The organism is Streptomyces sp. NPDC051567 (assembly GCF_044454165.1).
Classification (GTDB): Bacteria; Actinomycetota; Actinomycetes; order Streptomycetales; family Streptomycetaceae; genus Streptomyces.
The window spans coordinates 114,337-136,067 of the sequence record NZ_JBITDK010000009.1; the positions used below are offsets into that span (position 1 = coordinate 114,337).

At 74.7% G+C, this 21,731-nt stretch carries 20 protein-coding genes; 8 read left to right on the top strand and 12 right to left on the bottom strand.

The window, feature by feature from the left end:
- Window positions 1–243 precede the first annotated feature (243 nt).
- The 5 genes from pepN to ACIA5F_RS13280 all read right to left on the bottom strand — a co-directional run bounded on the left by pepN (window position 244) and on the right by ACIA5F_RS13280 (window position 6,711).
- Window positions 244–2,820 (bottom strand): aminopeptidase N, encoded by a 2,577-nt coding sequence (gene pepN / locus ACIA5F_RS13260; RefSeq protein ID WP_399352152.1) that lies wholly within the window; start codon window positions 2,818–2,820, stop codon window positions 244–246.
- A gap of 44 nt (window positions 2,821–2,864) precedes the next feature.
- On the bottom strand, window positions 2,865–3,260 hold the full coding sequence (locus ACIA5F_RS13265) for a chorismate mutase (RefSeq protein ID WP_399352155.1): 396 nt from the start codon (window positions 3,258–3,260) through the stop codon (window positions 2,865–2,867).
- Window positions 3,261–3,423: 163 nt separating this feature from the next.
- Window positions 3,424–4,242 (bottom strand): serine protease, encoded by an 819-nt coding sequence (locus tag ACIA5F_RS13270; RefSeq protein WP_399352156.1) that lies wholly within the window; start codon window positions 4,240–4,242, stop codon window positions 3,424–3,426.
- 696 nt (window positions 4,243–4,938) lie between these two features.
- Complete coding sequence (locus tag ACIA5F_RS13275; protein ID WP_399352158.1) at window positions 4,939–5,850, bottom strand: SDR family oxidoreductase; 912 nt, start codon at window positions 5,848–5,850, stop codon at window positions 4,939–4,941.
- 3 nt (window positions 5,851–5,853) lie between these two features.
- The gene (locus tag ACIA5F_RS13280) at window positions 5,854–6,711 is read right to left on the bottom strand and encodes an SDR family oxidoreductase (RefSeq protein WP_399352160.1); all 858 of its coding nucleotides are present in this window, start codon (window positions 6,709–6,711) and stop codon (window positions 5,854–5,856) included.
- 56 nt (window positions 6,712–6,767) lie between these two features.
- Here ACIA5F_RS13280 and ACIA5F_RS13285 point away from each other — a divergent pair, with 56 nt between their 5' ends.
- The 4 genes from ACIA5F_RS13285 to ACIA5F_RS13300 are packed head-to-tail and all read left to right on the top strand — an operon-like array spanning window position 6,768 to window position 10,291.
- Window positions 6,768–7,550, top strand: a complete 783-nt coding sequence (locus tag ACIA5F_RS13285) for an enoyl-CoA hydratase family protein (RefSeq protein WP_399352162.1) — start codon at window positions 6,768–6,770, stop codon at window positions 7,548–7,550.
- Window positions 7,547–8,398, top strand: coding sequence for a CoA transferase subunit A (locus ACIA5F_RS13290; protein ID WP_399352164.1), 852 nt, complete (start codon window positions 7,547–7,549; stop codon window positions 8,396–8,398). The genes ACIA5F_RS13285 and ACIA5F_RS13290 overlap by 4 nt, the downstream gene beginning before the upstream one ends.
- Window positions 8,395–9,216 carry a CoA-transferase subunit beta gene (locus ACIA5F_RS13295; protein WP_399352166.1) on the top strand — a complete coding sequence of 274 codons (822 nt, stop codon included), beginning with the start codon at window positions 8,395–8,397 and terminating at the stop codon, window positions 9,214–9,216. Before ACIA5F_RS13290 ends, ACIA5F_RS13295 begins: the two co-directional genes overlap by 4 nt.
- A gap of 4 nt (window positions 9,217–9,220) precedes the next feature.
- The gene (locus tag ACIA5F_RS13300) at window positions 9,221–10,291 is read left to right on the top strand and encodes an NAD(P)H-dependent flavin oxidoreductase (protein WP_399352168.1); all 1,071 of its coding nucleotides are present in this window, start codon (window positions 9,221–9,223) and stop codon (window positions 10,289–10,291) included.
- Window positions 10,292–10,412: 121 nt separating this feature from the next.
- Here the strand turns inward: ACIA5F_RS13300 and ACIA5F_RS13305 are convergent, their stop codons facing one another.
- The 5 genes from ACIA5F_RS13305 to ACIA5F_RS13325 all read right to left on the bottom strand — a co-directional run bounded on the left by ACIA5F_RS13305 (window position 10,413) and on the right by ACIA5F_RS13325 (window position 15,539).
- Window positions 10,413–12,110 carry a DEAD/DEAH box helicase gene (locus ACIA5F_RS13305; protein WP_399352170.1) on the bottom strand — a complete coding sequence of 566 codons (1,698 nt, stop codon included), beginning with the start codon at window positions 12,108–12,110 and terminating at the stop codon, window positions 10,413–10,415.
- Window positions 12,111–12,213: 103 nt separating this feature from the next.
- Window positions 12,214–12,417, bottom strand: coding sequence for a cold-shock protein (locus tag ACIA5F_RS13310; protein WP_150520063.1), 204 nt, complete (start codon window positions 12,415–12,417; stop codon window positions 12,214–12,216).
- A gap of 344 nt (window positions 12,418–12,761) precedes the next feature.
- The gene (locus tag ACIA5F_RS13315; RefSeq protein ID WP_399352172.1) at window positions 12,762–13,919 is read right to left on the bottom strand and encodes an acetyl-CoA C-acetyltransferase; all 1,158 of its coding nucleotides are present in this window, start codon (window positions 13,917–13,919) and stop codon (window positions 12,762–12,764) included.
- Window positions 13,920–13,988: 69 nt separating this feature from the next.
- Window positions 13,989–14,576, bottom strand: a complete 588-nt coding sequence (locus ACIA5F_RS13320) for a TetR/AcrR family transcriptional regulator (protein ID WP_399352365.1) — start codon at window positions 14,574–14,576, stop codon at window positions 13,989–13,991.
- Window positions 14,577–14,693: 117 nt separating this feature from the next.
- Window positions 14,694–15,539 carry an SDR family oxidoreductase gene (locus tag ACIA5F_RS13325; RefSeq protein ID WP_399352174.1) on the bottom strand — a complete coding sequence of 282 codons (846 nt, stop codon included), beginning with the start codon at window positions 15,537–15,539 and terminating at the stop codon, window positions 14,694–14,696.
- 164 nt (window positions 15,540–15,703) lie between these two features.
- On the opposite strand from ACIA5F_RS13325, the gene ACIA5F_RS13330 reads away from it, so the two are divergent.
- Window positions 15,704–16,867 (top strand): acyl-CoA dehydrogenase family protein, encoded by a 1,164-nt coding sequence (locus tag ACIA5F_RS13330; protein WP_399352367.1) that lies wholly within the window; start codon window positions 15,704–15,706, stop codon window positions 16,865–16,867.
- Window positions 16,867–17,895 carry an acyl-CoA dehydrogenase family protein gene (locus ACIA5F_RS13335; protein WP_399352176.1) on the top strand — a complete coding sequence of 343 codons (1,029 nt, stop codon included), beginning with the start codon at window positions 16,867–16,869 and terminating at the stop codon, window positions 17,893–17,895. Before ACIA5F_RS13330 ends, ACIA5F_RS13335 begins: the two co-directional genes overlap by 1 nt.
- Window positions 17,896–18,003: 108 nt before the next feature.
- On the opposite strand, the gene ACIA5F_RS13340 is transcribed toward ACIA5F_RS13335, so the two are convergent.
- Window positions 18,004–18,726 carry a class I SAM-dependent methyltransferase gene (locus ACIA5F_RS13340; RefSeq protein ID WP_399352178.1) on the bottom strand — a complete coding sequence of 241 codons (723 nt, stop codon included), beginning with the start codon at window positions 18,724–18,726 and terminating at the stop codon, window positions 18,004–18,006.
- Window positions 18,727–18,868: 142 nt separating this feature from the next.
- Here ACIA5F_RS13340 and ACIA5F_RS13345 point away from each other — a divergent pair, with 142 nt between their 5' ends.
- Window positions 18,869–19,453 (top strand): pyridoxamine 5'-phosphate oxidase family protein, encoded by a 585-nt coding sequence (locus ACIA5F_RS13345; RefSeq protein ID WP_399352180.1) that lies wholly within the window; start codon window positions 18,869–18,871, stop codon window positions 19,451–19,453.
- Here ACIA5F_RS13345 and ACIA5F_RS13350 read toward each other — a convergent pair.
- Complete coding sequence (locus ACIA5F_RS13350; protein ID WP_399352182.1) at window positions 19,446–20,813, bottom strand: DUF1906 domain-containing protein; 1,368 nt, start codon at window positions 20,811–20,813, stop codon at window positions 19,446–19,448. The genes ACIA5F_RS13345 and ACIA5F_RS13350 overlap by 8 nt on opposite strands.
- Window positions 20,814–21,163: 350 nt before the next feature.
- On the opposite strand from ACIA5F_RS13350, the gene ACIA5F_RS13355 reads away from it, so the two are divergent.
- A complete protein-coding gene (locus tag ACIA5F_RS13355; RefSeq protein WP_399352183.1) occupies window positions 21,164–21,706 on the top strand; it encodes a UTRA domain-containing protein in 543 nt (180 codons plus the stop codon).
- Window positions 21,707–21,731: the final 25 nt, after the last annotated feature.

The following is a 21,731-nucleotide window of genomic DNA, read 5'->3' on the forward strand; positions in this document are numbered from 1 at the left end:
CCGGGGTTTGTCCGGGATCGATTTCCGGCCTGGGCCGGGGTGCTGTCGGGGTCGGGGTGCTGCTGGGGCCGGGGTGCTGTCGGGGTCGGGGTGCTGTCGGGGTCGGGGTGCTGTCCGGGGTCGGGGTGCTGTCGGGGGTGCCTCGTCGGGAAACGCCGCGCCGGGAACACGGCCGCCCGCCGTGTCCCGGGCGGTCCGGGGTACGGCGGGCGGTGGTGTGCGGCGGTGGTGGTGTGCGGTGGGTCAGGCGGAGCGGACGCGCAGGGCGCGGGCGAGGTCGTCGAGCTGGTCGACGAGCCTGCGGTGCAGGAGCGGGATCATCGCGGGGTCGTCGAGGTGGGCGAGTCCGGTCTGGAGGTTGGCCTCGTCGACGGCGTGGGCGGGGAAGGCCCAGCGGCCCGCCGCCTCGCCGATGGCCGGGCCGCGCCGGGCGCTGAGGGCGATGGCCTCGGGGTAGAAGCGGGGCACGTATTCCCGTACGAGGTCGGCCTGTTCGGGCTGCCAGAAGCCCTGGGCGGTGGCGGTGAACAGGTAGTTGGAGAGGGTGTCGTCGTGGAACATGCGCTGCCAGGCGGCTGCCTTGGCCTGGGCCGAGGGCAGGGCGGCGTGGCAGCGGGCGGCGCCTTCCTCGCCGGTGGCGCTGGGGTCGGCGGCGAGGGCGGCGGCGATGTCGGTCCCGGTGGCGGCGCCGAGGACGGCGAGGCGGGCGAGGATGCGCCAGCGCAGGTCGGGGTCGAGGGCGGGGCCGCCGGGGACGGTGTCGTCGGCGAGCCAGGCGGCGAGGGTGTCCGGTGCGGTGGCGCTGTCGACGAGGGCGCGGACGGCGGCCAGCCGCATGCCGGAGTCGGGGGCGTCGGCGTCGGCGGGGGTCCCGGTGCGGTCCAGGAGCCGGTGGGCGATCGAGGTGAGGGTGGCGAGGGCCGCGGTGCGGTCGTCGCCGGTGAGGTAGTGGTCGGTGATCTGGTGGCGGGCGAAGGAGAGGACGCCCTGGACGACGGCGAGGTCGTCCTCCTGGGGCAGGTGTGCCTCGGCGGTCGCCAGGTAGTCCCGCGGGTCGAGTTCGCCGTCGCGGACCATGTCGCGCAGGGCGGCCCAGAGGACGGCGCGGGTGAGGGGGCCGGGGATGCGGGAGAGGTCGCGCAGGGCGGTGTCGAGGGAGGTGTCGTCGAGGCGGACCTTGGTGTAGGTGAGGTCGCCGTCGTTGAGGAGGAGCAGGTCGGGCCGGGTTCCGCTGACGGAGACGACCTCGTCGGAGGGGACGTCGAGGTGGAGGGGTTCGCGGGGGGCGAGGGCCCCGGAGGGGGTGCGGTCGTAGGCGCCGGCGGTGATGCGGTGGGGGCGGCTGCCCCGGCGGTCGACGGTGAGGGTCCAGCCGTCGGGGTCCTCCTCGATGCGCGGGGTGAGGGTGTCGGGGCCGGTGGTGCGCAGCCAGGCGTCGGCCCAGGTGTGGACGGGGCGTGGGGTGTGGGCGGCGAGGGAGTCCACGAAGTCGGCGAGGGAGGCGTTGGCGAAGCGGTGGCGGGTGAAGTGGGTGTTGATGCCGGCGAGGAAGTCCTTCTCGCCGAGCCAGGTGACGAGCTGGCGCAGGGCGGAGGCGCCCTTGGCGTAGGAGATGCCGTCGAAGTTGAGGAGTGCGGAGGCGGTGTCGGGGACGGCCTCGGGGGCGACGGGGTGGGTGGAGGGCCGCTGGTCGGCCTCGTAGCCCCAGGGCTTGCGTTCCATGGCGAACTGGGTCCAGGTGTCGGTGAAGCGGGTGGCTTCGGTGAGGGTCTGGTAGCCCATGTACTCGGCGAAGGACTCGTTCAGCCAGATGTCGTCCCACCAGCGGAGGGTGACGAGGTCGCCGAACCACATGTGGGCCATCTCGTGGGCGATGACCATGGCGCGGCGCTGGCGTTCGGCGTCGGTGACGGCGGAGCGGAAGACGAATTCGTCGCGGAAGGTGATCAGGCCCGGGTTCTCCATGGCGCCGGCGTTGAATTCGGGGACGAACGCCTGGTCGTAGGAGTCGAAGGGGTAGGGCTCGGAGAACTTCTCGTGGTAGCGGTCGTAGCAGGCGGTGGTGATGGAGAGGATCTCGTCCGCGTCGGCGTCCAGGTGGGGGGCGAGGGACTTGCGGCAGTGGATGCCGAAGGGGAGTCCGGCGTGGGTGGTGCGGATGCTGTGCCAGTTGCCGGCGGCGACGGCGGCGAGGTAGGTGGAGATGACGGGGGTGGGCGCGGAGGTCCAGATCCCGGCGCCGCCCGCCGCGTCTGACGTGTCTGTCCTGTCCGCCCCGTGCGCCGCGTCAGCCGCGTCCGTCCCGTGTGACGCGTCGCGGTCGCCGGTGCGGGTGGTGACGCCGTTGGCGAGGACGGTCCAGTGGGCGGGGGCGGTGACGGTGAACTCGAAGACGGCCTTGAGGTCCGGCTGGTCGAAGGCGGCGAAGACGCGCTGGACGTCGGTCATGAACAGCTGGGTGTAGACGTACGTCTCGCCGTCGGCGGGGTCGGTGAAGCGGTGGAGGCCCTCGCCGGTGCGGGAGTAGGTCATCCGGGCGTCGACGCGCAGCTCGTGGGGGCCTTCGGCGAGTCCGGTGAGGGGGAGGCGGCCGTCGGTGAGGGAGGCGGGGTCCAGGGGGTGGCCGTCGAGCGTCGCGGAGCGCAGTGCGTCCGGTTTCAGTTCCACGAAGGTGTCCCCGGCGGCGTGTGCGCGGAACCGGACGACGGTGGTGGAGTCGAAGGTGTCGTCGCCGACGGTGAGGTCGAGGGCGACGGCGTAGTGCTGGACGTCGATGAGCTGGGCTCGGAGCTGCGCTTCGGTGCGCGTCAGTTCGGACATGGGGCCATGCTGCCCCAAGGGGCAGCAGGCCGGATCGCGGGGTGTTACTCCTCGCCCGCGGCGATGGTCTCGTGGTGGCGGATGACCTCGGCGATGATGAAGTTGAGGAGCTTCTCGGCGAAGGCCGGATCGAGTTTGGCGCTCTCGGCGAGCTGGCGCAGGCGGGCGATCTGGCGGGCCTCGCGTCCCGGGTCGGCCGGGGGCAGCTGGTGGTCGGCCTTGAGGTGGCCGACCTGCTGTGTGCATTTGAAGCGCTCGGCGAGCATGTGCACCACGGCCGCGTCGATGTTGTCGATGCTGTCCCGCAGTCGGGCCAGCTCGGCGGTGACGTTCTCGTCGATGACGTTCGCGCCGGTCCGGGTCCCGGCTCCGGTCGCGGCGCCGGTCGCGCTCCCGGTCTCGTCGGGCCCGGTCTCGCTGGCGCTGTCGCTGGTGTTCATGGTTCCCGAGAATACGTGGCCGCTTCGGCCGGTTTCCCGCCCGGTGCCCTGACCCTGTGCCCTGACCCGGGCCCCGGCCTGGGCGGCGGCCGGGGTCCGGGTCGGTGCCCGGCCGGGGTTCCGGCCGGAGCGGCCCCGCCGGGAGGCGGGGCCGGAGCCGGGGTCAGAGAGTGGCCGCCGCGTTCTTGATCGCGGTGGCGAAGGTGGAGACCTCGGTGTAGACGCCGGGGTAGCCGGCCCGCGCGCAGCCCAGGCCCCAGCTGACCACGCCGACCTGGAGCCAGGCGCCCGCGTTGTCCCGGCGGAACATCGGGCCGCCGGAGTCGCCCTGGCAGGTGTCGACGCCGCCCTGGTCGTAGCCGGCGCAGATCTCCTCGCCGGGGACGAGGTCGGCGCCGTAGGAGCTCTGGCAGGAGGCGTCGGAGACGAAGGGGACGGTGGCCTTCATCTGGTAGCGCTGCTGGGCCCCGCCTTCGCGGGTGGCGCCCCAGCCGGCGACGGTGAAGGTGCCGTTGTCGAAGGACTTCGTGTCGGCGATCTTGAGGGTGGGCAGGTTGATGGGCTGGGCGAGCTTGATCAGGGCCCAGTCCTTGCCCACTCCGTTGTAGCCGGGGGCCTGGAGGACCTTGGTGGACTTGACCTTGATGGCGCTGGTGCTGTTGAGGTCGACGGAGCCGGCGGTGACGGTGATGGAGGTGTTGTTGCCGGAGCCGTTCACACAGTGGGCGGCGGTGAGCACGATCTGCTCGGAGTAGAGGGAGCCGCCGCAGCCCATGGAGAGGCGGACCAGGAAGGGGAACTCGCCCTGGACGGCCCGGGTGCCGCCGACGACGGGGGCCGGTGAGGCGGTCGCGGAGGTGGGCTGGAGGCTGACGGCCGCGAGGGCGATCGTGCCTGCGGCGAGGGTGCTCTTGAGGAACCGTGCGAGGGTGGCCACAGTCGACACACTGCCTTTCGTGGGGGGTTGGGCTGTGCGCGCCATCAAGTGAATGACGGGGCCATGTCACATCACGGGTCCCGCGGGCATCAAGACCGCGTTTTTGGCCAACTTCCGGACGGGATCGGGACGAGGGGACGTGACGTGACGTCACACCTCGTCGCCGGCTCCGTCGTCGTCCTCGCCGCTGCCGGGTCCGTCGAGGAACGACCTCACCAGGGCCCACAGGACGAAGACGCCGAAGAGGATCACGGTGATCGTCGTGGTCGTACTCCTGCGGACGGTGTGCCCGGACCGGCGCGACGGAACACGCCGTTCCGGCGGACCGGGCCGGGTGCGGCGGACCCGCACCGGCCGGTGACCGCACCACCCGCCCCTTCCGCCCGTACCTTCCGCACTGCCCGCACTTCCGCACTGCCCACCCCTTCCACACCGCCCGCACCACTCGCACCTTCCGCCCGCGCCGCCCCACCCCACCCGTCCCCCTCGTCCCGCCCGTCCCACCTGCGGAACGGCAGAACCCGAGGGGCGCCCGGGGTTCGGCGCGCGGGTGGGGCGGGTAGGGATGGACCGTCGCCCGCGTGCGGGATACGGTCCCGACCCTTCGCCAGGGGGCCGGGCCCTTCCCGCTCCGGCCCCGCTCCCCCGCCCGGCCCCCGCCCGGCCCTGGCCGCGCACCCACCCCGGCCGCGCACCCGTCCTGGCAGGCCGCCGGACCGCCGCCCCGGCCGGGCACCCGCCTCAGCGCGCCCCGTACACCGGCAGTGGCGCTTCGGCCGAGGAGAGCAGCCCGGTCGCGGCCTCTCCCGCCTCCGCCGGGGTCCAGCGGGCGCCCCGGTCCGCGGTGGGGCCCGGGCGCCAGCCCTCCATCACCGTGATCCGGCCGCCCTCCACCTCGAAGACCCGGCCCGTGACCCCCGCCGAGGCGTCCGAGCCCAGCCAGACGACCAGGGGGGAGACGTTCTCCGGGGCCATCGCGTCGAAGCCGCCGTCCTCGGGGGCCGCCATGGTCCGCGCGAAGGCCTCCCGTGTCATCCGGGTCCGGGCGGCCGGGGCGATCGCGTTGACCTGGACCCCGTACCGCTCCAGCTCCGCCGCCGCGACCAGGGTCAGGCCGAGGATGCCCGCCTTGGCCGCGCTGTAGCCGCCCTGGCCGGCCGAGCCCAGCAGCCCCGCCCCCGAGGAGGTGTTGACCACCCGGGCGGCCACCGGGCGGCCCGCCTTCGCCTCGGCCCGCCAGTGGGCCGCCGCGTACCGGAGGGGGAGGAAGTGGCCCGTGAGGTGGACGCGCAGGACGGCGTCCCAGTCGTCCTCGTCCAGGTTGACGAGCATCCGGTCCCGCAGGAACCCGGCGTTGTTGACCAGGGTGTCCAGCCCGCCGAACGTGGAGAGCGCGCACTCCACCAGGGAGGACGCGCCCCCGGCCGTGGCGATGTCCCCGGCGTGCGCCACCGCTTCCCCGCCCAGGGCGCGGATCTCCGCGACCACCCGCGCCGCCGGGCCCCGCCGCTCCCCCGGCGCCCCGTCCGGGCCGACGCCGAGGTCGTTGACGACGACCCGCGCGCCCTCCGCCGCGAAGGCCAGCGCGTGGGCCCGGCCCAGCCCCCGCCCCGCGCCCGTCACGGCCACCGTGCGGCCCTGTGCGATGCCCATCCCTCAGCCCTCCTCCTCGCCGGAAGCCCCGGCTCCGTCCCCGCTCGTACCGTCCGTACCGTCCGTACCGGCCCTGTCGGTCGCGCCCGTACCGGCCCTGTCGGCCCTGTCGGCCGTCGCCGCGGCCAGGAAGGCCGGGCGTTCCCCGCCGCCGTGCACCAGCAGGCTCGCGCCGCTGACGTACCCCGCCCGGTCCGAGGCCAGGAAGACCGCCGCCGCGCCCGCCTCCGAGGGCTCCGCGAGCCGTCCCAGCGGCACGGTCGCGCCCACCGCGGCGACGCCCGCCGCGTCCCCGTAGTGCAGGTGGGCCAGTTCGGTCCGCACCATGCCCAGGACCAGCGAGTTGACCCGTACCTCGGGGGCCCACTCGACGGCCATGGACCGGGCCAGGTGTTCCAGTCCCGCCTTCGCCGCCCCGTACGCGGCGGTTCCCGGGGAGGGGCGGGTCCCGCTGACGCTGCCGATCATCACCACCGAGCCCCGCGCGCGGCGCAGCCACGGGTAGGCGGCCAGGGAGGCGGTCAGCGGGGCGAGCAGGTTCAGTTCGACGACCCTGGCGTGGCGTTGCGCGGCGGCCTCGTCGAGCAGTCGGTAGGGGGTGCCGCCCGCGTTGTTGACCAGGCAGTCCAGGCGCCCGTACCGGTTGGCGACCGTCTCGAAGAACTTCCCCACGGCGTCCGGGTCGCGCAGGTCGAGGGCGGTGAAGGAGGCCGTCCGGCCGTCCGCGGTCACCGGCCGGTCCGGTGGTCTGCGGGCGCAGACGACGACCCGTGCGCCGGCGGTGAGGAACGACCGTGCGACGCCGGCGCCGACGCCCCGGGTTCCGCCGGTGACGACGGCGACCCTCCCGTCGAGCTCCATGGGCTGCTACCTTCCTCGCCTAACAAACGTTTGGTGGAAAGGTAGCTGATTCGCCCATGGGTGTCTCCACCTCCCGCCCGGACCGGGGTGTCGCCCTGGTCACCGTCGACTTCCCGCCCGTCAACGCGCTGCCCGTGCGGGGCTGGTACGAGCTGGCCGACGCTCTGCGCGCGGCCGGGCGGGACCCCGGGACCCGGTGTGTGGTCCTGGCCGCCGAGGGCCGCGGCTTCAACGCGGGCGTCGACCTCAAGGAGGTGCGGCGCGACCCCGGCCACACCGCGCTGATCGGTGCCAACCACGGCTGTTACGAGGCGTTCGCGGCCGTGTACGAGTGCGAGGTGCCGGTGGTCGCGGCCGTGCAGGGGTTCTGTCTGGGCGGCGGCGTCGGCCTGGTGGGCAACGCGGACGCGATCGTCGCCGCCGAGGACGCCGTCTTCGGCCTGCCCGAGCTGGACCGGGGTGCGCTCGGCGCCGCCACCCACCTGGCCCGGCTGGTCCCGCAGCACCTGATGCGCACGCTCTACTACACCTCCCGTACGGCGACCGCCGCCGAGCTCCACGCGCACGGCTCGGTCTGGCGGGTGGTGCCCGGTACGGGGCTGCGCGGTGCGGCCCTGGAGCTGGCGGCCGAGATCGCGCGCAAGGACGGCTGTCTGATCCGGCTGGCCAAGGCGGCCATCAACGGCATCGACCCGGTGGACGTGCGCCGCAGTTACCGCTTCGAGCAGGGCTTCACCTTCGAGGCGAACCTCAGCGGGGTGGCCGGGCGGGTCCGGTCCGGCTTCGGCGGTGACGCGACGGGCCCGGACCCGGCCGGGGAGGGGGAGGTGACGCCATGACCGACAAGACCATGACCCCGGACGAGGTGGCCGGGCGGCTGCGCAGCGGGATGACCCTGGGCATCGGCGGCTGGGGGTCGCGGCGCAAGCCGATGGCCCTGGTGAGAGCGGTGCTCCGGTCCGGGATCACGGACCTCACCGTGGTCTCGTACGGCGGCCCCGATGTGGGTCTGCTGGCCGCGGCGGGCCGGGTCCGCAGGCTCGTCGCGCCGTTCGTGACCCTCGACTCGATCCCGTTGGAGCCCCGTTTCCGGGCCGCCCGCGAGCGGGCCGCCTTCGCCTTCACCGAGCTGGACGAGGCCATGTTCATGTGGGGGCTGCGCGCCGCCGCCCACCGGCTCCCCTTCCTGCCCGTCCGCGCCGGTCTCGGCTCCGACGTCATGCGCGTCAACCCGGAGCTGCGGACCGTCACCTCGCCCTACGCCGACGGGGAGGAGTTCGTCGCCGTCCCCGCGCTGCGCATGGACGCGGCCCTGGTCCACCTGCACCGCGCCGACCGGCTCGGCAACGCCCGGTACCTGGGGCCCGAACCGTACTTCGACGACCTCTTCTGCGAGGCCGCCGACACCGCGTACGTCTCCTGCGAGCGGCTGGTGGGGAGCGCCGAGCTGGCCGGGGGCGGGCCGCCGCAGTCCCTCCTGGTCAGCCGGCACAGCGTGACGGGCGTGGTGGAGACCCCGAACGGCGCGCACTTCACCTCCTGTGTCCCCGACTACGGCCGCGACGAGCCGTTCCAGCGGTTCTACGCGGCCACCCCCTGGCCCGAGTTCGCGGCGCGCTTCCTGTCGGGCGCGAGCGAGCACGACTACCAGCGCGCCGTCCGCGCCTGGCACGAGGAGCAGCGTTGACGTCCTCCGCCCCGATGCCCGCCGGCCCTCCCCCGGCCGCTGCGCCGGACACCGCATCCGCGTCCGCGCCCGCGTCCTCGTCCGCGTCCGCGATACCGGTCACGCGTGCCGAGTACTGCGTGGTCGCCTGTGCCGAGGTGTGGCGCGGGGCCGGTGAGGTGCTCGCGAGTCCGATGGGCCTGATCCCCTCCCTCGGGGCCCGGCTCGCGAAGTGGACCTTCTCCCCCGATCTCCTGCTGACCGACGGCGAGGCGCTGCTCGTCGGGCTCGACGGCGCGGTCGAGGGCTGGCTCCCGTACCGCCGTCACCTGGCCCTGGTCACCGGCGGGAGGCGGCACGTGATGATGGGCGCCAGTCAGATCGACCGGTTCGGCAACCAGAACATCTCCTGCGTCGGGGCGTGGGAGCGGCCTTCGCGCCAGCTGCTGGGGGTCCGTGGCGCGCCGGTCAACACGTTGAACCATCCGGTGAGCTACTGGGTTCCCCGGCACTCGCCCCGGGTCTTCGTCGAGCGGGTCGACATGGTGTGCGGGGTCGGCTACGACCGTGCCGCCGAGGCGGGGGTGACCCGTTTCCACCGGTTGGTGCGGGTCGTCAGCGATCTCGGGGTGCTGGACTTCGGCGGGCCGGGGCACGCGATGCGGCTCGTCTCGGTCCATCCGGGGGTCACGGTCGCGGGGGTGCGGGAGGCCACCGGTTTCGAGCCGGTCGTCGGGGACGGGGTCCCGTTCACGCGGGAGCCCACCGGGCGGGAGCTGCGGCTGATCCGTGAGGTGCTCGACCCCGAGGGGCTGCGCGAGCGGGAAGTGCGGGGCTGAGGGCGTGGAGACGGCGTTCACCTCGCTGGTCGGGGTCGCCCATCCGATCGTGCAGACGGGCATGGGCTGGGTGGCCGGGCCGCGGCTGGTGTCGGCGGCGGCCGAGGCGGGCGCCCTGGGCATCCTGGCCTCGGCGACGATGAGCGTGGACGAGCTGCGGGCGGCGGTCCGGGAGGTGCGTTCGCGGACGCGGGCCCCGTTCGGGGTCAATCTGCGGGCGGACGCCGGGGACGCGGCCGAGCGGGTCGGGGTGATCGTCGAGGAGGGGGTGCGGGTCGCCTCCTTCGCGCTGGCGCCCTCCCGGGAGCTGATCGCACGGCTCAAGGGGGCGGGGGTGGTGGTGGTCCCGTCCGTGGGGGCCCGCCGGCACGCGGAGAAGGTGGCGGCCTGGGGTGCGGACGCGGTGATCGTGCAGGGCGGGGAGGGCGGTGGCCACACCGGGGAGGTGGCCACGTCGGTGCTGCTGCCGCAGGTGGTCGACGCGGTGGACATCCCGGTGGTCGCGGCGGGGGGCTTCCACGACGGCCGGGGTCTGGTCGCGGCCCTCGCCTACGGGGCGGCGGGCATCGCCATGGGCACCCGTTTCCTGCTGACCTCGGACTCCACCGTCCCGGACGCGGTCAAGGCCCGGTACCTGGCGGCCACGGTGCGGGACGTCACCGTCACCACGGCCGTAGACGGGCTGCCGCACCGGATGCTCCGGAGCGAGCTGGTCGACTCCCTGGAGCGGGCGGGGCGGGCCGGGGCGCTGGTGCGGGCGGTGCGGCACGCGGCGGGGTTCCGCAGGCTCTCGGGCCTGAGCTGGTCGCGGATGGTGCGGGACGGGCTCGCGGCGCGGCACGGCAGGGAGCTGTCGTGGAGCCAGGTCCTGCTGGCCGCGAACACGCCGATGCTGTTGCGGGCGTCCATGGTCGAGGGCCGTACGGACCTCGGTGTCATGGCGGCGGGGCAGGTCGCGGGCGTGATCGAGGACCTGCCGTCCTGCGCGGAGCTCGTCGCACGCGTGATGGCCGAGGCGCAGACGGCCCTGGACGGCCTGGGACGGCTGCGCCCGCCCGGTGTCCCGCCGGGGTGACCTCCGGCGGGGCCGTTGCGTCGCGGGTCCGGGAACGGCGACGCCGGGCAGCTCGCGTGGCGCTGCCCGGCGTGGCCGGTGAACGGTACGGGTCGAAGGCCCCCGGACCGTACGAGGGGGGTCAGACGGAGCGGCGGCGGCCCTGTCCGGCGGACTGGGTGCCGACCCGGCTGCGGGAGGAAGCGGCGGCGGCGCCACCGGAGGCGGCGCCCCCACTGCGCCGGCCGCGGTCGCCGGAGCCGGTGGCTCCGGTGCCCTGGCCGCCGCCCTGGCCGCGACGGGCCTGGCCCGACCCGGCGGCGGGTGCCTGCCCGGAGGCGGCGGCGCCGGAGCGTCGGCCGCGCCCGCCGGCGGCGGGGGCGGAGCCCGTGGCGGAACCGGTGCGCGGCCCGCCCGAGCGGCGGCGGGCGCCACCGCCGGAGCCCTGGCCCTGCTTGGCGCCGTTGCGGGCCTTCGGCTGGGTCGGCTGCGGCACGTCCAGCACCACCGGGATGCCCGAGGGCTCCTTGGCACCGGTCAGCCGGGCCAGCTCCTCGTCGGAGGACCTGATCTGCGCGGTGCGCGGGGAGATCCCCGCGTCCGCCATCAGCCGGGTCATGTCCCGCTTCTGGTCGGGGAGGACCAGGGTGACCACGCTGCCGGACTCGCCCGCGCGGGCGGTACGGCCGCCGCGGTGCAGGTAGTCCTTGTGGTCGGTCGGCGGGTCCACGTTGACGACGAGGTCGAGGTCGTCGATGTGGATGCCGCGGGCGGCGACGTTGGTGGCGACCAGTGCGGTGACCTCGCCCGTCTTGAACCAGTCCAGGGTCCGGTTGCGCTGCGGCTGGGAGCGTCCGCCGTGCAGGCCGGAGGCACGGACGCCGTCGGCGAGGAGCTTCTTGACCATGCGGTCCACGGCGCGCTTGGTGTCCACGAACATGATCACCCGGCCGTCGCGTGCCGCTATCCGCGTGGCCACGGCCTTCTTGTCGGTCTCGTCCAGGACGTACAGGACGTGGTGCTCCATCGTGCTGACCGCGCCGGCGGACGGGTCGACGGAGAAGGCGACCGGGTCGGTGAGGAACATCTTGACGAGCTTGTCGATGTTCTTGTCGAGGGTCGCGGAGAACAGCATCCGCTGGCCGCCGGGCTCGACCTGCTTGAGCAGCGCGGTGACCTGGGGCATGAAGCCCATGTCGGTCATCTGGTCGGCCTCGTCGAGGACGGTGACGGCGACCTGCGAGAGGTCCGCGTCACCGCGGTCGATGAGGTCCTTCAGGCGGCCGGGGGTGGCGACGAGGACCTCGGAGCCGCGGCGCAGGGCGCCGGACTGCCGGTTGATCGACATGCCGCCGACGACGGTGGCGATGCGCAGGTTGACGGCCGTGGCGTACGGGGACAGCGCGTCGGTGACCTGCTGCGCGAGTTCGCGGGTCGGTACGAGGACCAGCGCGAGCGGCGCCTTCGGCTGGGCGCGGCGCCCGGCCGTGCGGGCCAGCAGGGCCAGGCCGAAGGCGAGGGTCTTGCCGGAGCCGGTGCGGCCGCGGCCGAGCAGGTCACGGCCGACGAGGGAGTTCGGCAGCGTCGCGGCCTGGATCGGGAACGGCTCGGTGACGCCCTGGGCCGCGAGGGTCTTCAGCAGCGCCTCGGGCATGTCCATGTCCGCGAAGGCGGTGACCGGCGGGAGCGCCGGGGTCAGCGGTTCGGGCATGGTGAATTCTTGGGGCCTGGCAACGGGGGCGGACTTCTGCCGTCCCGCGCCAGCCTTCGGACGTCCCTGGGCCGCACCTCGGCCCCGGGTGGGGCGGCGGCTGGGTCGTGCGGAGCTGGAGCTGGTCATGCGGAAAACGCCCTCCTGAAACCGGCAGGTAAAACAAATGGTCGAAACAGCAGACAAGCCGGGGCCCACACCTCACGGTGCGGACCCCGGCGTGCTGAATACGTCAGGCAGGCAGGATGTTCTCGGCCTGCGGGCCCTTCTGGCCCTGGGTGACGTCGAAGGACACGCGCTGGCCCTCCTGGAGCTCACGGAAGCCCTGGGTGGCTATGTTCGAGTAGTGGGCGAAGACGTCCGGGCCGCCACCGTCCTGCTCGATGAAGCCGAAGCCCTTTTCCGAGTTGAACCACTTCACGGTGCCAAGTGCCATTTTGAATCTCCTGAATAGGCGGCAAAGGGCCCCATCCGGAGAGTCCGGCAAAACAATAAAAGCGCCTGAGGATCATTCCCGTCAGGCGCACATAAAGTTCATGGGTACCACAACTGCAACGCCTCTAAGCTAGCACATCCCGGACGGGGGCCGGAGCCGGGCGGGGTGTGATCTGCACCCCCTGGCGAAAGGTTTCACCCGAGGTCCGGCCGGTGTGCGGGCCCGTGTGCGGGTCCACGGCCGGGCCGGGCGACCGGGCCGGAGCACCCCGGCGCCCGGCCCCGCCCGCAGCCGCCCGGCGACCGCCGGTACGACCGCGCCTACGGCCGCGGCTACAACCGCGGCTACAACCGCTCGATGATCGTCACATTGGCCTGGCCGCCGCCCTCGCACATGGTCTGGAGTCCGAAGCGGCCCCCCGTGCGCTCCAGTTCGTGCAGGAGCGTGGTCATCAGCTTCACCCCGGTGGCGCCCAGGGGGTGACCGAGGGCGATGGCCCCGCCGTTGACGTTGACCCGGTCCGGGTCGGCGCCCGTCTCCTTCAGCCAGGCCAGGACGACCGGGGCGAACGCCTCGTTGATCTCCACCAGGTCGATGGCGTCCAGCGGCAGGCCGCTCCTCCTCAGCGCGTGGGCGGTGGCCGGGATGGGCGCGGACAGCATGCGGACCGGGTCCTCGCCGCGCGCCGAGAGGTGGTGGACGCGGGCGCGCGGGGTCAGCCCGTGGTCCCGTACCGCCCGCTCGGAGGCGAGGAGCATGGCCGCCGCGCCGTCCGAGACCTGGGAGGAGACGGCGGCCGTGATCGTGCCGCCCGGCGTCACCGGCCTCAGGCCCGCCATCTTCTCCAGGGTCGTGTCCCGGCGCGGGCCCTCGTCCGTGCGGACGTCCCCGTACGCGACCGTCTCCCGGGCGAAGCGGCCCTCGTCGATCGCGCGGACCGCCCGCCGGTGGGAGCGGAGCGCGAACTCCTCCATGTCCCGGCGCGAGATGCCCCACTCCTTCGCGATCAGCTCGGCGCCGTGGAACTGGTCGACCGGGGCGTCCCCGTACCGGGCGCGCCAGCCCGCGCTGCCCGCGTACGGGCCCTCGGTCAGGCCCAGCGGCTCGGCGGCGCGCCGGGAGGCGAAGCCGATCGGGATCATCGACATGTTCTGGGTGCCGCCCGCCACGACCAGGTCCTGGGTGCCGGAGAGCACGCCCTGCGCCGCGAAGTGGACGGCCTGCTGGGACGAGCCGCACTGGCGGTCCACGGTGACCCCGGGGACCTCCTCGGGCAGCCCCGCCGCCAGCCACGCCGTACGGGCGATGTCCCCCGCCTGCGGTCCAACCGCGTCGAGGCAGCCGAAGACCACGTCGTCCACCGCGGCCGGGTCCACCCCGGACCGTTCGACCAGCGCCTTCAGGACGTGGGCCCCCAGGTCGGCCGGGTGGACGGCGGACAGGCCGCCGTCGCGCCGTCCCACGGGGGTGCGGACCGCTTCGACGATGTAGACCTCGGGCATCGGGACTCCTCGGTTCGGTCGGGGCGCGCGGGCGGCCGGGCCTGCGGGAGGCCCGGCCCCGGCGGCCGGTCAGGTGCGCCGGGCGATCCCGTCCAGGACCATCGACAAGTACTGGCGGGCGATCTCCTCGGGGCCGTGCTGTCCGCCCGGCCGGTACCAGGACGCCGCCACCCACACCGTGTCGCGGACGAACCGGTAGGTGAGGCGGATGTCGAGGTCGGCCCGGAAGACCCCGGCGGCGACCCCGCGCTCCAGCGTTCCCAGCCAGGCGTTCTCGAACGTGCGCTGCGAGTCGGCGAGGTAGTGGAACCGGGGCTGGGCCGACAGGTGGCGCGACTCCTTCTGGTAGATCGCGACGGCGGCGCGGTGCCGGTCGATCTCCCGGAAGGACTCGGTGACGAGGGCCCCGATGGTCTCCCGGGGCCCGAGACCGGCGGCGAGGACGGCGTCGTACCCCGCCCACAGCTCGGTCAGGAAGGCGGAGAGGATCTCGTCGAGCATCGATTCCTTGGAATCGAAGTGGTAGTAGAGGCTGCCGGCGAGCATCCCGGCGGCGTCGGCGATCTCGCGGACGGTGGTGGCGTTGTAGCCCTGCGCGGCGAAGACCTCGGCGGCGGTGCCGAGCAGTTCCCCGCGCCGCCCGGACCCGGCGCTCACCTGCGGCCTCCCCGTACCGCTGCCCGGACTTCTGCCCGGACTGCGGTGCGAGCCACTGTTCGGTTCGTTCTTCGGTTCGTTCTTCGCTTCGCTCTTCGGCACGGGCCCATTCTGGGCCTACGGGTGCTGACTGCTGACCGACACGGTCTCGCCCGTCATGTACGACGCGTAGCCGCTGGCCAGGAAGACGATGACGTTGGCGACCTCCCACGGCTCGGCGTACCGGCCGAGGGCCTCGCGGGCGGTGAGTTCGGCGAGGAGTTCGGCGCTGGTGACCTTCACCAGGTGCGGATGCATGGCCAGGCTCGGCGCGACCGCGTTGATCCGTACGCCGAACTCCGCCGCCTCCAGCGCCGCGCAGCGGGTCAGTGCCATCACCCCGGCCTTGGCCGCGGCGTAGTGGGCCTGGCCGCTCTGGGCGCGCCAGCCGACGACGGAGGCGTTGTTGACGACGACCCCGCCGCCGCCACCGGCGCGGAAGGCGCGCAGGGCGGCGCGGGTGCAGCGGAAGGTGCCGTTCAGCGTGGTGTCCAGGACGCGGGACCACTGTGCGTCGGTCATGTCGGCCAGCAGCGCGGTCCCGCCGAGCCCGGCGTTGTTGACGACGATGTCGAGGCGGCCGTGGACCCGTACGGCGTGCGCGAACAGGGCCTTTACCTGCTCCTCGTCGGTGACGTCGCAGGTCAGGGAGGTGACGCGGTCCGCGCCGAACTCCGCCGCGAGCGCCTGCGCGGTCTCCTTCAGGCGGCGGGCGTGGGCGTCGCCGATCACGATGCGGGCGCCCTCCTCCAGGAACCGCCGGGCGGTGGCGCCGCCGATGCCGGACCCGGCGGCGGCGGTGACGACGGCGGTGCGGCCCCGCAGCAGGCCGTGGCCGGGGACGTACGGCGGTGCGGCGGCGGTCCCGCCGGCGCCTCCCGGAGGAGGTGCGGCGTTCCCCGCGAAGGGCTCGACACTGCTCATGGGCGCACGTTAACCTACCAAACACTTGTTAGGGAAGGCTGGGGGGACGGGGAAGGAGTCCGATGGCTGGTGATCCGGCGGGCGATCCGGTGAGCGACTGGGCGGACGGTCAGGTGAGCGGCCCGGCGGGCGATCCGTCAGGGGACCCGCCGGGCGGTCCGGTCATGAGCCTGGCGCACACCCCCGGGGTGGAGTCCTTCCGGGCCGAAGCGCGGGCCTGGCTCCGCGCTCGGGTCCCCGCCGTGCCGCTGCCCTCCCTGGAGACCGCGGAGGGGTTCGCGGCGCACCGGGAGTGGGAGGCGCTGCTGCACGCGGACCGCTGGGCGGCGGTGTCCTGGCCCGAGGAGTACGGGGGCCGGGGCGTGGACCTCGTGACCTGGCTGGTCTTCGAGGAGGAGTACTGGGCCGCGGGCGCGCCCGGACGGGTCTCGCAGAACGGCGTCAGCCTGCTGGCCCCGACCCTCCTCGCCCACGGGAGCCCCGCGCAGCGGGCCAGGGTGCTGCCGCCCATGGCGGGCGGGGAGGTGGTCTGGGCGCAGGCGTGGTCGGAGCCGGAGGCGGGTTCGGACCTGGCCTCGCTGCGGGCGCGGGCGGTGCGGACGCCGGGCGGCTGGCTGCTGTCGGGGCAGAAGACCTGGTCCTCTCGGGCGGCCTTCGCGGACCGGGCGTTCGGCGTCTTCCGCTCCGACCCGGACGCCCCGAGGCCGCACCAGGGGCTGACGTACCTGATGTTCGACCTGCGGGCGCCGGGGGTGACCGTCCGGCCCATCGGCCGGCTGGACGGCAGGCCCGCCTTCGCGGAGCTGTTCCTGGACGAGGTGTTCGTCCCGGACGAGGACGTGATCGGGGAGCCGGGGCAGGGCTGGCGGATCGCGATGTCCACGGCGGGGGACGAGCGGGGGCTGACGCTCCGCTCCCCCGGGCGGTTCCTGGCGGCGGCGGACCGGCTGCTCGCGCTCTGGCACACGGCCGGCGACCCCGCGGACACCGCGCTGCGGGACCGGGTCGCGGACGCGGTGGTCGGGGCGCGCGCCTACGAGCTGTTCACCTGGGCGGCGGCCTCCCGGTCCGGGCCGGGCGGAGTGGCCTCCCGGTCCGGGCCGGGCGGGGCGGAGTCCAGTCTGAACAAGGTGTTCTGGTCGGAGTACGACATCGCCCTGCACGAGACGGCGCTCGACCTGCTGGGCCCCGGCGCGGAGCTGGCCGGGGGCGCGTGGGCGCAGCCGTGGCTGTTCTCGCTGGCCGGGCCGATCTACGCGGGCACCAACGAGATCCAGCGCGACCTCATCGCCGAGCGGCTGCTCGGCCTCCCGAAGGGCCGCCGCTGATGCGTTTCCTGCCCACCGGCGAGCAGACGGACTTCGTCCGTTCGGTACGCGGGCTGCTCGCGGCCTCGGACACGCCGACGGCGGTACGGGCCTGGGCGGCGGGCGACCACGGCCCGGGGCTGGCGATCTGGTCGCGGCTGGCGGGTACGGGGCTGTTCGCGCTGGCGGCGCCGGAGCCGTACGGCGGCGCGGGCCCGCTCCCGGTGGAGCTGTCGCTCGCCCTGGTGGAGTGCGGGCGGGCCGGGGTGCCGGGGCCGCTGGTGGAGACCGCGGCGGTGGCGGTGCTGCTGTCGGAACTGGCGGACGAGCCCCTGGCCCGCCAGTTCCTGCCGGACCTGGTCACGGGCGAGACCCTCGCCACCCTCACCCTGCCGGACGGCGGCCCGTACGCCCTGGACGCGGACGCGGCCACCCACTGCTTCACGGTCTCCCCCACCGGCGCCCTCCGGCGGACGGACGGCGCCCCCCTGGCCCCTCTGGACGCGGGGGACGGGGACTCGGAGGGCGGGGTGCTGCGGTCGACGGACCCGGCCCGGCGGCTCTCGCGCCCCGCCCCCGGCGGTGAACTCCTCGCCACGGGCCCCCGGGTGACGGCGGCGGCCGGGGCGGCCGGGCGCTGGGCCCGGCTGCTGACGGCGGCCCAGTGCCTGGGGGTCGGCGAGGAACTGCTCGCCCGGACGGTGGAGCACACGAAGCGGCGCACCCAGTTCGGGGTGCCGATCGGGTCCTTCCAGGCGGTGAAGCACCGGCTGGCGGACACCCTGCTGGGCCTGGAGTTCGCCCGGCCGCTGGTGTGGGCGGCGGCGCTCTCGACGGAGCCGGGCGACATCGCGGCGGCCAAGCTCACGGCGGGCGAGGCGGCGTACGCGGCGGCCCGGTCGGCGCTCCAGCTCCACGGTGCGGTCGGCTACACGGAGGAACTGGACCTGTCCCTGTGGCTGCGCAAGGCCCGCCCGCTGCGCGACGCGTGGGGCACCCCGTCGGCGTGCCGCGCGGAGGTCCTCCGGTCACGGGAGCGGCAGCCCTGAGCGGGAGCGGCGCCCCGCGTCGTGATCGGCGGTCCGCGTCGTGATCGGCGGTCCGCGTCGTGATCGGCGGTCCGGGTCGTGATCGGCGGTCCGGGCCCGGAGCGGTGGTCACAGCACGGCGACGCTGAGAGTGACCACGTACCGCTCCTCGACGGACCCGTCGGGGAAGAACGCGAGCAGTCGTTCCCGTTCGGAGTCGAGGAAGGCACGGGTCCCGGCCTCCCCGAGGAGGAGGAAGGCCGAGTGGCTGGCGTGGTTGGCCAGATGCGCGTCCAGCGGGACCCGGCGGGACCACCGGACCTGGCGGCTGGTGAAGTCGAGCCCGTCCGGCAGCGCGCGGAAGGGGTTCCGGCCGGCCCCGAGGAAGCGGAGAAGCCGCTCGTCCTGCTCGGCGATCCAGGGGACGGTCCGGTCCAGGTCGTTCCACCACAGGGCGAGCGCGCCGCCCGGACGCAGCACCCGGCGGGCCTCCGGGACGGAGCGGGCGGGGTCGGTCCAGTGCCACGACTGGGCGTAGGTCAGCAGGTCGAAGCCCCCGCCGACGAGCGGCAGCCGGTCCCCGTCGCCGCGGACGAGCGCGATCCCGGGGTTGGCCCGCCGGAACTCGGCGGCCATCCCGTCGCCGGGCTCGACGGCGACGACCCGGGCGCCGCGCGCGTGCAGCAGGGCGGTGGCGATCCCCGTACCGGCGCCGACGTCGGCGACGCGCGCCCCGTCGAGCGGGTGCCCGGCCAGGGCCTCGACGGTGTCGAAGAGGGCCGGGGGGTAGGCGGGCCGGTGCGCGCCGTACAGCGCGGCGGCGGCGTCGAAGGACCGGGCGCGTGTCGTCATGCGTCCATTCTTTTCGATCTTCCCCCTGCCGCGCCAGCCCCCTTCCGGCCCTGCCCCGGGTCCGCCCCACGTCCGCCCGGGTCCGCCCCGGGTCCGCCCGCGTCGGGCGGCGGCTGTCGGTGCGGCGCGCTTTGATGAAGGAATGACGACCGACAACTGGGCAGTCCTCGAAGAACGCGAACCGGACTTCGCGGCAGCCGTCCGGGCCCGCTTCGCGCAGTACCCCCACCACGTCCTGGCCACCCTCCGCAAGGACGGCTCGCCCCGGGTCTGCGGCCTGAACGTCGACTTTCGCGGCGGGGAACTGTGGCTCGGCATGATGCCCGGCTCGATGAAGGCCCGTGACCTCCAGCGCGACCCCCGCTTCGCCCTGCACACCAACCCCGGCGCGGGCGAGTCCCTGCCCGACGGTGACGTACGGGTCTCCGGCCGCGCGGTGGAGATCGTGGACCCGCCCGAGCTGCACCGCTACGCGGAGGAGGCGGACACCCCGCACCCCTTCCACCTCTTCCGCGCGGAACTGACGGAGGTGGTCCACACCGGGGTCGAGGGGGACGACCTGGTGATCCGCTCGTGGACCCCGGCGCGCGGCCTGCGCGCCGTCCGCCGGGGCAACGACGACGAGCCGCCGCGCGAGGAACCGGCCCGGGGAGGGGCGGACCCGGCGGGGCCGGGCCGTGCGGAAGGGGCCCCGGCCGAGCCGCCGCGCGGGGGTTCCGTCAGCTGAACGGGAAGAAACTGTCCGGGCCGCCGTCCAGGGCGCCCGGGTCGACGTCGACCCAGTTGCTGTCGATGTTGATCGTCACGCCGCCGTAGGAGGCGTTGTGGCCGCCCCGGAACTGGTGCGCCCGGCGCGGGCCCGTCCACTGCCGCGTACCGGAGGGCAGGCCCATGTCGGTGTCACTGACGGAGGCCGAGCCGTTCCAGTGGGCCACCCACAGCACGTCCGGCATGGCCTCGGGGTCGTGGGAGTAGCGCGCGCTCAGCGCCTTGACCCCGGAGCCCGCCGAGACGTAGGCGGCGGAGTGGTAGCCCAGTTCGCGCAGGCGGACCGTCCAGGCGGAGACGTACGCGACCACCGGGGCGTCCCAGGTGGCGCGGTCCTGGTAGTTCTCGACGTCGTTGTAGAGGACGGTGCCCTCGGACAGGCCCAGTGTCCGCGCCGCGGCCACCGCGCCCTCGGCGGCGGAGCGGCCCTGTCCTTCGGCCGCGTGGGGGTCGGTGGAGAGCCCGGTGGAGTTGCTGTGCCAGGGCTGCGGGCCCACCCAGATCGGCATCAGGTGCCAGCCCGCGGCGGCCTGCCGCCGGACCCAGGAGGCCGTGAGCTGCGGCTGGGCGCAGGCGCGGGCCCGGCCGCCGATGTAGACGCCGACCGCGCCGAAGGGCGCGCTGTCCCGCCAGTTGTCCATGGCGCCCTGGGTGGGGGCGGTGCAGGCGTCGAAGCCCTGGCCGGTGAAGGCGTCCTGCCCGGTACGGGCCTTCGTGAGGGCGGCGGCCCGCACCGTGGCGGCGCCGTCCGGCCCGGGCGCCCCGGCGACCCCGGCGGCCCCGGGGGTTCCGGCGGCGGTCCGGCGGGCCCGGGTGAGGACCCCTCGTACGGCGTCGGGCGCGGCCCCGTACGAGACGGTGGCCATGATCCCGGCCCGGCGCAGGGCGTAGCGCAGCTCGTTGCTGTGGGAGGCGGTCCGGTCCGGGGGCGGGACGGCGGTGCCGTCCTCGATCGTGACGGTGGGGATGTCGGCGCGGGGCGGGGCCCCGTCGAGGGGTTCCAGGTGCAGGGTGTCGGCGCGGGTGGCGACGGCCCGGCCGGTGCATTCGCCCTGGGTTCCGGCAGGCCCGAGGTACAGGGTGGGCAGGTCCAGGCGGAGGCAGGCGGCGGGGTTGCGGTCGAGGTCGACGACGCGCCATTCACCGGGGACGGTCAGGCGCAGCCCCCGGTAGTCGACGGTCCGGTCCTCGGCGACGGGGAGCGGCCCGGAGACGGCGGAGTCAGGAGTGACGGATGCGGTGGAGGCGGGCGTGACGGGCGTCAGCAGGGCGGCACCGAGGAGAGCGCACAGCAGCGTTCGGGAGCGGGGGAAGGCCATGGTGGCGATAGGTACCAGACGACGGACCCTCCCAACTGCACGCAAAAGCACCGACATACGGGCCATACGGCCCAACCCCTCCCGTCCCGGCCTCTCCTGGAACCTGCCGTTCAACGGCTCCCGACCGGTCCACCGCCGCCCGGCACGACCGGCGGACCACCCCCGCCCCCGCCCTCACCGGACCACCCTCACGAGCGACCCCGCCCCACCCCGAACCCCCACCCGACGACCCTGCGACACACAGCGGCACACACCTCGGCACACACCTCGGCACGGAAAGGTGGCAGGGTCGCGAGGGCGGGCGCGGCCCATCCGGCCGGACGCGCGGGAAGCGATGGGAGCGGGGCAACGTGAGCGGTGACGGATGGACCAGTACGTCGATGCCGTACCTGACCCCGCGCGCCGGCGGGGGTCCCGACGCGTGGACCGGTGAGAGCGCGGCGGCGGGCCGCCGGGGCGGGCAGCGCGTCCTGCACGCCGGGGAGACCTCCGCGCCGCCCGATGTGGCCCGGATGCTCGGTGTGGCCGTCGGCGGGGTGGTCGTGGTCCGGCGCAGGATCATCGAACTCGACGGGGAGCCCGTCGAGTTGACCGACACCTACTACCCCGCCGGGATCGCCGCGGGCACCGCGCTGGCCGGGACCGCGAAGATCCGCGGCGGCGCCGTGACCCTGCTGGCCGCGCTCGGGCACACCGGTGTGCGGGTCGTCGAGACCGTGACGGCGAGGACGGCCGACGCCGGGGAGCGGGAGCACCTGCGCCTCGCGCCGGGCGAACCGGTCCTCCGGCTCGCCCGTACCACCTACGACGCGGCGGACCGCCCGCTCCAGGCGGACGTGATGGTCATGCCCGCCGGGCGTCAGGAACTGCGGTACGAGATCAGGATCGGATGACGTCGACCAGCACCGGAACCGACGG